Genomic DNA, 11834 nt, shown 5'->3' on the forward strand with positions numbered 1-11834 from the left:
GTTTATGCCGCGACTTCCTGGGCCGCCCATTTGCGCAGGATCTGCGCGGTGCGCTCCTCATTGAGGTCGACCATGCGAGCAAGCCGCTCTTGTGGCGCCGGCCTGATCTTCTGGCGAAGATCGTCGAGCGCATTGGTGCCGGGCCGCGAGTTGGGCAAGGCGCCGATGGCGGCGCCCGCATCGGCGGAGGCGGCTGCCTCCGGTGTCGGCAGCGAACGCTGGACTTCATCGAAATTCGGACCCGACAAAGCGGGTGTCGCCTTTGCCGTCAGCGCCGCCGCCATCGGCCGCAGGCCGAAGAAGGCAACCAGGAAGACGACGACGATGAAGGCGCCGGCGTTGATCAGCGTGCCGGCATGCTGGCCGACGGAATCCAGCATTCCGGCCTGCGGGATCGCCTCGCCGTCCAGCCCGTCGATGAATTCGACCGCCGAGACGTCGATGACGTCGCCGCGCTTGTCATCGAAGCCGGTGGCGGAACTGACCATCTTCTGGATCTCGGCGACGCGCTTGGCGATCTGCTCGGGGGTCGCGTCCTTGCCCAGGATCGCCTTCAGCCGGTCCTGGTTGACGACGACGGCGATCGACATCTTGGTGACGGTGTAGCCGTTGGAAACAGTGGCGATCTTCTTGGAGTTGATCTCGTAGTTGGTGATCTCTTCCTTGCGGTCGTTGGCCGAAGAGGTTTGCGGACCGTCTGTGCTGGTCGCCTGGGTCTCGGGCAGGTTCTGTTCGACGCTGGCCGGGGTCGAAGCCTGCTTCTGGTTGCTGTTTTCATTGGCGCGCACCGACTGCACCGAGCGTTCGACGCGCGACTCCGGATCGAAGATCGTCTCTTCGGTCTGGCGGGTGTCGGTGTTGACGTCGGCCTTGACGCTGGCGCGGAAATTGTCGGGCCCGAGATAGGCGGTGAGCGCGCGGCGGATGTTGTCGCCGATCTGCGCTTCCACGGTCTGCTCGACGCCGAGCGTGCGGGCCGCACTGGTGTTGGAGGGATCATCGCCGGCGGCCAGCAGGTTGCCGTTGGAATCGAGCACCGTCACCTTGTCGGCCGACAGGCCGGGGACGGCGGCTGCGACGAGATGGCGGATCGACATGGCGCTTTTCTCGGCGTCGATGCCGGCATAGCGGATGACGACCGATGCCGAGGGCTGCTGTTCGTCGCGGCGGAAGTTGGCGCGCTCGGACATGACGATGTGGACGCGCGCCGCCTTGATGCCTGAGATGGATTGGATGGTGCGTGCGATCTCGCCTTCGAGTGCACGCACGCGGGTGATTTGCTGCATGAACGAGGTCAGGCCCATCGCGCCGACATTGTCGAACAGCTCGTAGCCGGCATTGGCGCTGGTCGGCAGACCTTTTTCGGCAAGCAGCATGCGCGCCTGCGCCGTGGTGSCGGCCGGCACCAGCACGGWGGTTCCRTCGGCGCCGACRTCGAAGCCGATRCCGGCCTCGCCCAGCACCAGGCCGATCTGGTTCACGTCGGAGCGATCGAGGCCGACATAGAGCGTGTCGTAGGCCGGACGGTTGAGGTACACCGAGGCGATGCCGATGACGCCCATCACCAGAACGGCGATGCCCGCCAGCATGGCGAGGCGCTTCACACCAAASCCGCGGAGGTTAGAGATGATGCTCTGGATCTGTTCCGGCACGATAGAGCGACTCCCAGCATGATTGTCCGCCGGAACACTAGCCCTCGAAGCTTGTGCGAAAATGAAATCGGGCCGCGCTTGCGGCGCGGCCCGTGAATTGGATGTGGGTATCTGTCAGTTACGGCTGAATTAGCCGTTCTTGAACAGCGACAGGATCGACTGCGATGAGCTGTTGGCGATCGACAGTGACTGAATGCCGAGCTGCTGCTGCACCTGCAGCGCCTGCAGGCGGGTCGATTCCTTGTTCATGTCGGCATCGACGAGCTGGCCGACGCCGCGGTCGATGGAGTCCATCAGGCTCTGCGTGAAGGTCTTCTGCAGGTCGATGCTGCTTTTGGCGGCGCCGAGGATGGTGGCCGAGTCGGTCAACTGGCTCATGACCTTGTCGATCTTGTTGACCATCTGGGTGATGATGTCGTCGGTCACGCCCGGCGCCGTGATGTCGAGATTGAAGGCGGAGACGTTGTCGACCTTGGCGACCGCCCCCGCCGCCGTCTGGCCAGCGGTGTTGGCGGCGATGTCCGTGCCGCCGCCGGCGATCGCAGCCGAATAGGCGGTGTCGTAAAGGTTCTGGGCGGCCGCTGTCGCGTAGACGGACGTCTTGCGGTCGAGAGTGCCCTGGTTCTTGACGGCGGTGGGGAGCCCGTTGTCGAACAACTTGGTGCTCTCGACATCGATGTCGATCGTTCCGAGCGAGATGGCGCCCGACGAGGAGCGGTTGAAGGACGAGACGATCTTGGCGTTGGCCTGGACGCCATCGTTGGCGGCAGCGACCTGCGTTGACGTCACCGACAGATAGTTCGAGCCGGAGAAAGTGGCCGCGTCGGCAAACGACTTCATCTGCGCCTGAAGGGAGGTGATTTCGGTCTGCGTTTTTGCCTTGTTGGCATCCGTCTGGCCGATGGTCGAAAGCAGCTTGGTCTTGAGGTTGCCGATCGTCGTCAGGACGTTGTTCATGCCGGTGTAGGCGGTATCGACTTTCGAAGCGCCGAGGCCGAGCGCATCTTGCACCGTCGACAGCGCCTGGTTGTCGGAGCGCATGGTGGTGGCGATCGACCAGTAGGCRGCGTTGTCAGAGGCCTCGGAGACCCTGTAGCCCGTCGAAATCCGGGACTGTGTCTGTTCGAGCGATTTGTTGGTGGCGTTGAGGCTTTGAAGTGCTGTCAACGCCGCAGCGTTTGTCATGATGCTCGCCAAGAAACTCGCTCCTTTTTCCCAGGCCGGTCTTTCTCAAAAACCGGCGTTGCCCTCGCGAGCCGCTGGCCCGCCCATCGATTGCCGCCGTCCCGACCGGGCCGATTCGCCAATCCGTTGTAAGCTATGGTTAACCATGACTAGCTTGTTATGGTTAACGGCCTGTTAAAGGCCTGCTTTCGAGGGTTAAGAAACGAGGGTTGCGCGGGGCTGGAGCAAACGCAAAACGGGCCGCGCTTTTGGCGCGGCCCGTTGTTGTTTGGCTGTAACCGGTTGAGTGCGATCAGCCGCGGAAGAGCGACAGGATCGACTGCGACGAGCCGTTGGCGATCGACAGCGCCTGGACGCCGAGCTGCTGCTGAACCTGCAGCGCCTGGAGGCGGGTCGATTCCTTGTTCATGTCGGCATCGACGAGCTGGCCAACGCCGCGATCGATGGAGTCCATCAGGCTCGAGGTGAAGGTCTTCTGCAGGTCGATGGAGCTCTTGGCGGCGCCGAGCTTGGTGGCGGCGGTCGTCATGTCCTTGAGCGCGGCGTCGACAACCGTCATCATCTGCGAGATCTGGCTATCGCTGGCGGCAGTGGTGCCCGAGAAGATGGCCAGGCTGGCGACCGAATAGGTGTCGGTGGCCGCAGCGGCGGCACCCAGGGTCGGAGCCGAAGCCGTGGCAGTCTCGGCGCCCGAGACGCCGAGGCGATTGGCGTCCAGGATGCCCTTCGAGGTCGCGGCGGTGCCGGCTTCATACAGCTTGATGCTTTCGACGTTGACGTCGATCGTCGAGATCGAAACCGCGCCGGCGGAGCTGCGGTTGAAGGCCGAAACGACCTTGACGTCGGCGGCAGTAGTGGCCGTCGCGCCGCTGTTCACGGACAGCATGTTGGTGCCGGAGAAGGTGGCGCCGTCGGCGTAACCCTTCAGCTGCGCCTGCAGCGCGGCGATTTCGACCTGGGTCTTTTCCTTGGCAGCGTCGGTCTGGCCATAGGAGCCGGTCAGCTTCTGCTGGATCGCGTTGATGGTGGTGATCGCGCTGTCCATGCCGGTGTAGGCGGTGTCAACCTTCGAGGCGCCGAGGCCGAGCGAGTCCGAAACGGTGGACATGGCCTGGTTGTCGGAGCGCATCGTGGTGGCGATCGACCAGTAAGCGGCGTTGTCCGAAGCCTGGGAGACGCGATAGCCCGTCGAGATGCGGGCCTGGGTGGTGTCGAGGTTCTTCTGGGTGGCGTTCAAGCTCTGCAGAGCGGTCAACGCCGAGGCGTTGGTCATGATACTGGCCATGGCTACTCGTACCTTGTTTTTACAGGTGTTTTTTGCATACCGGATTGTCCGGTATGACGGAGCGGCATCATGCCAATGACCGTTGTTTTTGGGTCACCCGCCATCTGCGAGCGACTATGGCGGCGAGTCCCTACCAAAGGACTAAATCGGACGGTTAATCGAAAATAATTTGAGAAAAATTCGACGCCGTCTCGGCCACCGCCCGGTTCTTCCGGGCAGTCCAGGCGCAAGCCGAGAGCGCGAGGCTAGTTGAASGATCGCACCAGGCTGCCGACSARMAGRTTCCAGCCGTCGATCAGGACGAAGAACAGGATCTTGAACGGCAACGACACCACGGTGGGCGGCAGCATCATCATGCCCATCGCCATGGTGATGGTGGCGACGATCAGGTCGATGACCAGGAATGGCAGCACGATCAGGAAGCCGATTTCGAAGCCGCGCCTGATCTCGGAGATCATGAAGGCAGGAACCAGGATGCGCAGGTCGACCGTCTCCTTGGCAACGACCTGGCCGCGTTCGCGGGCGAGGTCGGCGAAGAGGTCGAAGTCCTTGTCGCGCACATTGTGCAGCATGAAAGTGCGGAACGGATCCGAGATCTTCTCGAAGGCCTCGGTCTGGCTGATCTGGTTGTCCATCAGCGGCTTGACGCCGGTGTTCCAGGCCTGATCGAAGGTCGGCGCCATGACATAGAAGGTCATGAACAGCGACAGCGAAATCAGGATGAGGTTTGCCGGCGTCGACTGCAGGCCGATGCCGGCGCGCAGGATCGAGAAGGCGATGACGAAACGGGTGAAGCTCGTCACCATGATCAGCAACCCCGGCGCCACCGACAGAACGGTCAGCAGGCCGAACATCTGGATGATGTAGCCCACGGTGGTGCCGTCGGCCTTGCCGATGCCGCCGAGGTCCAGCTGCTGCGCCGCCGCGATCGATGTGGCGGCGCCGATCAGCGCCGCGGCGAGAAGGAACTTCTTCATTCGAGCAGCAATGTCCTGATGAGAACCTGTTTGGCGTGCCCCTGGCTGCGGATCGAGGCGCGTTCCTCGAGATCGGCTTTCAGGTGCTGGTAACCGCTGGCGCCCTCGACCTGATGCATCTTCAGCGTGCGCACGAAGGCCAGAAGGTCCTGTTGGATGTCCTCCGCCATCGCCGGCGGCTGCGGCGCGTCGTAGACCACGGATACTTCCATCCTGATCCAGGTGTCGGCGGGGGAGGCGATGTTGGTGGTGATCGGCGCCAGTGCGACGAGCGTCGGCCCCGTGCCTGGCTGTTGCGCGGCGGCGGGCTCGGCTACCTTGCCCTCATTTTCAGGCGCGGCCGGCACAGATGACGGTGCGCCGACGCCCTTGAGATAGCCGCCGGACATCCAGCCCATGCCAATGGCGGCGGCCGTCACCACCAGCAGCATGGCGCCCTGGACGACAAGGGAAGGACCCTTGCGTGGCTGAAGCTGTTCGACATTGGCCACGGTGCTTGTTCCCCAATCCCTAGAACGGAAGAACCTGGTCGAGAATCTGCTGGCCGTAGGCCGGCTGCTGGATCTCGGTGATGCGGCCACGGCCGCCGTAGGAGATGCGCGCCTCGGCGATGCGTTCGTAGGGGATCGTGTTCTCGGCGCCGATATCGGCCGGCCGCACGATGCCGGCGATGGTCAGCACCCTCAGTTCGGCATTGACGCGCACTTCCTGCGACCCTGTGATCATCAGATTGCCGTTCGGCAAGACATCGGTGACGATCGCCGCGACATTGAGCTCAAGCGTTTCCGACCGCTTGATCTCGCCATCGGCAGTCGTGTCCGTGCCGGACGAGAGAGCGCCAGAGCCCTTGCCCGCGGTGCTCAGCTTGTCCCATTGCGCGCTGATGTCGTAACCAAGTTTGCGGTTGGCGGTGCGGCTTCGGTCGTTCTGGTTCTTGAAGTTGGCCCTGTCGTTGATAGAAATCTTGACGGTGAGAATGTCACCCTGCGACAGCGCCCGGGGATCGGTGAACAGTCGGCTCTGGCGGTCGTCCCACAACGAGAACTTCTTCACCGGCCCCCGAGGTGGCTCGGGGTATTTGTAGAGCGAAGAGGTGTTGCCGCCGTCGATGCCGGAGCCGACCGGCGACAGCGCCGGATCCTTGCCGACTTCCTTGAGATTGGTGCCGCAGCCGGACAGCGCCGCGACCGCGCACAGGATGAACATTCTGCGGATCATGACGGATCTACCCTTCGGGCTGCGCTGGCCATGATGCCGGTGAGCGTCGCCGCCGCCTTCTGGTCCATTTCGTTGAGGATGACGCCGGCCTTGCGTGAATCGAGCTTCATCAGGATGGCCGCGGCGAGGTCGGCGTTGACGATCGCCAGGCGTTCGGCCGCCGCATCGGGCTTCATGCCGGCATAGATCTTGACGACGCCGTCCTCGGCCCGGGCCAGGAACACTTCGCGCCGCTTCAGCCAGGTCTCGTATTCGGCCTTCTTCGCGTCCAGCGCTTTCATGCGCTCGTCGATGCCGGCCTGGAGTTGTTTCAATTCCTCGGCCTGCAAGGCATAGCGGCGGTCACGGGCGGCGTCGGCTATGTTGGAGCAGAAACGCTCGATCTCGCTCTGGTCCGGCGCCTTCTCCCGCGTCAGTTGCTGCGGCACCACTGCGGGCTGTGCTCCGGGCAGAACCTGGCGAACGACATCCTCACTGTGTGCGTCGCCACCGGAAACCGACATGGCCGCCATTGCCGCGGCCGCAAACAGGATTGCGCGGGAAGGGCGTCTTTCATGGGATGAGGGGGAGGAGATCATCGGCATCGCCTATTGGAGAACCAGATCGGCTTGCAGGGCGCCGGCCGACTTGATGCCTTGCAGGATGGCAATGATGCCGTCCGGCTTGACGCCGAGACGGTTGAGGCCGGAGACGAGGGTTTGCAGGTCGGGTCCGTCGAGCACCGCGACGCGGGCGTCGGGCCGGCTGGCGTCGATGGCGGTGAACGGTTCGACGGCGGTTTCGCCCTTGGAGAAAGGTTCGGGCTGCACGACGCGCGGCGCTTCGGTGATGCGCACSGTSAGCGTGCCGTGGCTGATGGCGACSCGCGAAATCTTGACKTCGTTGCCGATGACGATGGTGCCGGTGCGCTCGTCGATGACGACGCGGGCCGGCGTGTCSGAYTCGACSACCAGGTTYTCGATCTCGGCAWAGAAGCGGGCCGCCGAAACRTTCTTCGGMCGYCTGATTTGYACSGTGCGGGMATCACGCTCKSCCGCCACGCGCATGCCGAARCGCTGGCTGGTGTAGTCGTTGATGGCGTCGGCGATGCGGAYGGCGGTCGAAAAGTCGGGATTGCGCAGTTGCAGCGTCAAGATCGGCTGGTCGTCGAATTCGGCCTTGACCGAACGCTCGACAATGGCGCCGTTCGGCACCCGGCCGGCGGTCGGCACGCCTTGCGTCAATTGCTCGGCCTGCCCCTGGGCGGTGAAGCCCGAAACGATGACCGCGCCCTGGCCGACGGCGTAGATCTCGCCATCCGCCGCCTTTAGCGGCGTCATGATCAGCGTGCCGCCGGCAAGCGAGGTGGCGTCGCCCATCGAGGAGACGTCGATGTCGATGCGGGCGCCCGACTGCACATAAGGGGGCATGTTGGCGGTAACGATGACGGCGGCGACATTCTTGGCGCGCGCGCTGCCGCCTTCGGTGGCGATGCCGAGATTTTCCAGCATGGCGCGGATCGACTGCTCGGTGAATGGCGAATTGCGCAGGCTGTCACCCGAGCCGGCCAGTCCGATGACCAGGCCGTAGCCGACGAGCTGGTTGTCGCGCGAACTCTGCAGCTGGGCGATGTCCTTGATACGCGAGGCGACCTGGCCGGGCGGTAGCGAGCTCGGCCCGGGCGAAACGCGGAACATGCGGGTGGTGGTCGCCGGATCATATTCGGGATCGTTGTCGACGCCGCCGTTCCTGGCGGCGAGTTCGCGCTTGGCCTTGGGTGTCAGGCCGTCGGCCAGCGCCGGCTGCAGACCGAGCGTGGCCGCGAGCAGAAGGGCAAGCGGGCGCATCATGAAGCGCTGACCTGGATGGTTCCGTCGGCCATCACGGTGCCGGAGAGGATCTTGCCGCTGTCGCTGTTGCGAACCTTGATGACTTCGCCGGCCKAACCCGGCTGCAAGGTCACGGCGGTGGCCGATATCGTCAGACCACCGGCGATGAAGAAGACCTGCACGGCGGCGCCCTGTTCGACCAGCCATGCCTCACGAATGGCGGCTGACGGAATGTAGCGGCCGGGCAGCAGCGTGCGCTTGGCGATCTTGCCCTGGAGTTCCTCGGCAACAGTCGCCATGGCATCCGGCTTGTGCTTGCCCGGGATGAGGGTCACCTGCTTCAAGGCGGTGAGCTCGATGGTCTCGCCGGGATAGATGACGCGGTTGGGGATCAGCACGACCTCGCCGACAGGCTGATTGCTGGCGATCTGCGTTGCCGATTGGCCACTCGATTGGCTTGTCGATTCCTGGGCGAAAGCCGGCATGCCGCCGGACACCAGCGCAAGGATCAGCGCGGTGCGGCGGAATGCGGAGCAGGAGATCGGCATGGCCATCATCCGTTACCTGATGTTCTTGGAGACGACCGAGGCCATGTCGTCGGCGGCCTGGATCACCTTGGAATTCATCTCATAGGCGCGCTGCGCCGAGATCAGTTCGGTGATTTCCTTGACCGGGTCGACGTTGGAAGCCTCGAGATAGCCTTGCTGGATGGTGGCGAAGCCGGGATCGCCTGGTACGCCGACATTGGCCGGGCCGGAGGCTGCCGTTTCCTGGAACAGATTGTCGCCGAGCGGCGCGAGCCCCGCCTCGTTGGCGAAATTGGCGATCTGCAGCTGGCCGAGCGACTGCAGGTCGGTCTGGCCGTCGATGCGGGCGAAGACCTGGCCGGTCTTGTTGACGATGACCTCGACCGCATCGGTCGGCACGGTGATGGCCGGAATGACACTGGCGCCATCCACCGTTACCAGCTGGCCGGTGGCGTTGGTGTTGAAGGCGCCGGCGCGGCTGTAGAGCGTGCCGCCGTCGGCGCCCTCGATCTGGAACCAGCCCCTGCCGGTCAACGCCATGTCGAARCTGTTGCCGGTGCTGGTCAGTTCGCCCTGGGTGTGCACGTTGCGCACGGCTGTCGTCTTGACGCCGAGGCCGATCGAAACGCCCTCCGGCACCAGCGAGGCGTTGGAGCGGTTGGGCACGCCTTGCGTGCGGTCGACCTGGTAGAGCAGGTCGGAGAATTCGGCGCGCGCCCGCTTGTAGCCGGTGGTGTTGATGTTGGCGATGTTGTTGGCGATGACTTCCAGATTTGTCTGCTGGGCATTCATGCCGGTGGCGGCGATGGCGAGTGCTTTCATGCCCTAACTCCTCAAATACCCATTCGACTGACTTCGAGATAGGCCGATACGACCTTGTCGCGGATGGCGACGGCGGTCTGAAGCGCCTGCTGGGCGCTCATCACGGCATCGACCACCTGACGGGTGTCGGCATCGCCCTTGAGCGCCTGCAGCGACACCTGCTCGGCGTTTTGCATCGTGTTGACGGTCTTGGAGGCCGCCTGGCTCACCGCTTCGGCGAAGGAGGTGCCAAGGTTGCCGGCTGTCGCCGGCGCGACACCGCCCTGAAGCAGGTCGGTCGCCATATCGCCCAGCCCGGGCTTCAGGTTAAGCGCGCCGATGCCATTCACGATCATTGGTTCCTCATCAGGTCGATGGTCATTGAAATGAGGTCGCGCGCCTGCTTCACGACTTGCAGGTTGGCCTCATAGGAGCGGTTGGCCTCGGTCATGTCGGCCATTTCGATGAGCACGTTGACGTTGGGCATCTTGACGTAGCCCTTCTCGTCGGCGGCCTCGTTGCCAGGCTGGAATTCGACGGGAAAATCACTCGGATCGCGGTCGATCGAGTTCACTTCAACCGTCGAGCTGCCGGAGGTCCGGTCAAGCTCTGAGACGAAGCTGATGGTCTTGCGGCGATAGGGGTCGGCGCCGGGGGTGGTGCCGGTCGACTGGGCGTTGGCGAGGTTTTCCGAAACCACGCGCAGGCGCTCGGACTGGGCGCCGAGGCCGGATGCTGCGACTTTCAGGGCTGCGGTCAGCGCGTCCATGGTCAGCTCTTCACCGCCATCATCATCATCGAATGGAAGGCCTTGACGATCGCCGTGTTGAGCTCGAAGGAGCGGCGCACCTCGCCGGCCTTGAGAAGCTGGTCTTCAAGCACGACGGTGTTCTTGGACGGCATGATCACGCCGTCATCTTCCTGCGGCTTGATGGTGAAGCCGGCATTGGTCGCCGCGCTGCCGAGATGGCCTTCCTCGGTGGTCTGCAGCGACACGGCGGTACGGTCGAGCACCTTTTCGAAGGGCTCGACATCGTTTGCCGTGTAGCCCGGCGTGTTGGCGTTGGCGATGTTGCCGGCGATCGCCGACTGTCGCACGGAAAGCCACTGCGCTTGCTTGGCGGCGAGATCGAAAAGGGAAACGGGCTCCATGGGAATCTCCGGGCATGTGCCCAAAGACTAGGCCGCCAGTCTTGCGCGGACCTTGCGGTCGACCGCTAGAGCATGAGGCCGAAAAGCGAGAAGCGGTATTCTCGGACAAACGGGCGCCGTTTGTCCGAGAATACCGCTCTGGCAGAGCCGTGGCTGCCTTACCTGGAAAGCTGGATCACCTGGTCGGTGCTGGTCAGCATGACCCACTTGCCGTTGCGCTGCTCGATCGACGATACCGTGCTCGAGTCCGGCAGCGTCGAGCCGCGCTGGACGATCCACAGGCCGGTGTCGTCCTCGATCATGGCGCGGCCGTTGGCGACATGGACCATGCGGAATTTCGCGACATCGGCGGGGAAGGGCTGGTCGCCGGGCGGCTGTGCCGGGGTGGCGTCATCCTGCACCGTTCCGGTGGCGAGCAGGTCGATGCTGGTGTTAGGGACGTCCTTGGCCGTCAGCGGCGCGCTGCGCGAGGCGACCACGCCGCCACCCGCGCGTCCCGAATTGGTGCCGGTGCCGCCAAACTTGATCGCCTGAACGCCGAACTGCTCCTGGTTGAAGAAGATGTACCAGGGAAACAGCGCGCAGATCAGGCCGAGCGTGACGCCGAGCGCGGCGATGACGAAGTCGCTTCGCCGGTCGGCCTTCTTGCTCAATTTTGGAAATTGCGCCTTTGGTGGTTGCGGCCATTCGGTGACCGGGAACAGGCCGTCGATCAGCGATTCGCGGCTTGCCTGCGTCATCTCGGCAGGCTCTACGCGAGGGACCACATGCATGGCGGACACGGCAGCCTGAGCCGGAACAGGCTCGGATCTGGGTATAGCCGGCTTGGTTCTGGCCAGAGCCGGCTTGGCCGCTCTGGCCAAAACAGCCGCGGTCTTGGCGGCTATGGCGCTGGCAACCTTGGCCTTGGCGGCCCTCTCTTCCTCGTCCCGAGCTGCCTCGGCGGCGTTCGCCTCGGCGATCATCTCGTTCAGGATGCGCTCGGTATATTGGCGTTCAGTCTCCTGATTCGGCATTCAGCTTTCCCTTGAGATGGCGGGCGAGATCGGAGAATRGATCGGCTGACGGGCGGTCCCTGGGCGATTGCGTCAGCGCCTCGTAGATCAGCGGCACCTGGCGCACGGCGATGTCGAGTTCGGCGTCGGCGCCGCCCTGATAGGCGCCGAGCAGGCGGATGTCGCGCGTGTCCTCGAAGCGCGAGATCATCGACTTCAGCCGCGTCACCAAAG

14 protein-coding genes and 1 pseudogene are annotated in these 11834 nt (G+C 63.9%); all 15 read right to left on the reverse strand.

The annotated features are described in order from the left end of the window. Nucleotides 1–2: 2 nt before the first annotated feature. Entirely contained in the window at nt 3–1652 is a 1650-nt protein-coding gene (gene fliF, locus AC1DX0_RS04365) for a flagellar basal-body MS-ring/collar protein FliF (RefSeq protein ID WP_477354347.1), read from the reverse strand. Between the two features lie 129 nt (nt 1653–1781). Next, entirely contained in the window at nt 1782–2849 is a 1068-nt protein-coding gene (locus AC1DX0_RS04370; protein WP_477219942.1) for a flagellin N-terminal helical domain-containing protein, read from the reverse strand. A 280-nt stretch (nt 2850–3129) separates the two neighbouring features. After that, nucleotides 3130–4122, reverse strand: a complete 993-nt coding sequence (locus AC1DX0_RS04375) for a flagellin N-terminal helical domain-containing protein (protein WP_477219941.1) — start codon at nt 4120–4122, stop codon at nt 3130–3132. Nucleotides 4123–4367: 245 nt separating this feature from the next. Next, nucleotides 4368–5099 carry a flagellar type III secretion system pore protein FliP gene (gene fliP / locus AC1DX0_RS04380; RefSeq protein ID WP_477354350.1) on the reverse strand — a complete coding sequence of 244 codons (732 nt, stop codon included), beginning with the start codon at nt 5097–5099 and terminating at the stop codon, nt 4368–4370. Then, the gene (locus tag AC1DX0_RS04385) at nt 5096–5590 is read right to left on the reverse strand and encodes a flagellar basal body-associated FliL family protein (protein WP_477219940.1); all 495 of its coding nucleotides are present in this window, start codon (nt 5588–5590) and stop codon (nt 5096–5098) included. The genes fliP and AC1DX0_RS04385 overlap by 4 nt, the downstream gene beginning before the upstream one ends. A 19-nt stretch (nt 5591–5609) precedes the next feature. Further along, a complete protein-coding gene (gene flgH, locus AC1DX0_RS04390) occupies nt 5610–6317 on the reverse strand; it encodes a flagellar basal body L-ring protein FlgH (RefSeq protein ID WP_477219939.1) in 708 nt (235 codons plus the stop codon). Next, on the reverse strand, nt 6314–6901 hold the full coding sequence (locus tag AC1DX0_RS04395) for a MotE family protein (protein ID WP_477219938.1): 588 nt from the start codon (nt 6899–6901) through the stop codon (nt 6314–6316). Before AC1DX0_RS04395 ends, flgH begins: the two co-directional genes overlap by 4 nt. 3 nt (nt 6902–6904) lie before the next feature. Further along, on the reverse strand, nt 6905–8146 hold the full coding sequence (locus tag AC1DX0_RS04400; RefSeq protein ID WP_477354353.1) for a flagellar basal body P-ring protein FlgI: 1242 nt from the start codon (nt 8144–8146) through the stop codon (nt 6905–6907). Further along, on the reverse strand, nt 8143–8679 hold the full coding sequence (flgA, locus tag AC1DX0_RS04405; protein WP_477354356.1) for a flagellar basal body P-ring formation chaperone FlgA: 537 nt from the start codon (nt 8677–8679) through the stop codon (nt 8143–8145). The genes AC1DX0_RS04400 and flgA overlap by 4 nt, the downstream gene beginning before the upstream one ends. Before the next feature lie 6 nt (nt 8680–8685). After that, complete coding sequence (flgG, locus tag AC1DX0_RS04410) at nt 8686–9474, reverse strand: flagellar basal-body rod protein FlgG (RefSeq protein WP_477219935.1); 789 nt, start codon at nt 9472–9474, stop codon at nt 8686–8688. Nucleotides 9475–9485: 11 nt separating this feature from the next. After that, nucleotides 9486–9809, reverse strand: a complete 324-nt coding sequence (fliE, locus tag AC1DX0_RS04415; RefSeq protein WP_477219934.1) for a flagellar hook-basal body complex protein FliE — start codon at nt 9807–9809, stop codon at nt 9486–9488. Beyond that, on the reverse strand, nt 9806–10222 hold the full coding sequence (gene flgC, locus AC1DX0_RS04420) for a flagellar basal body rod protein FlgC (protein WP_477219933.1): 417 nt from the start codon (nt 10220–10222) through the stop codon (nt 9806–9808). The genes fliE and flgC overlap by 4 nt, the downstream gene beginning before the upstream one ends. Before the next feature lie 2 nt (nt 10223–10224). Next, a complete protein-coding gene (gene flgB, locus AC1DX0_RS04425; protein WP_477219932.1) occupies nt 10225–10605 on the reverse strand; it encodes a flagellar basal body rod protein FlgB in 381 nt (126 codons plus the stop codon). Between the two features lie 158 nt (nt 10606–10763). Beyond that, nucleotides 10764–11621: a hypothetical protein gene (locus AC1DX0_RS04430; RefSeq protein WP_477219931.1), complete on the reverse strand. Its 858-nt coding sequence runs from the start codon at nt 11619–11621 to the stop codon at nt 10764–10766. Then, nucleotides 11602–11834, reverse strand: a pseudogene (gene fliI / locus AC1DX0_RS04435) (flagellum-specific ATP synthase FliI); the annotation flags it as partial. The gene AC1DX0_RS04430 and the pseudogene fliI, both read right to left, overlap by 20 nt.

The sequence above is a fragment of the Mesorhizobium sp. P3_A9 genome, assembly GCF_056402975.1.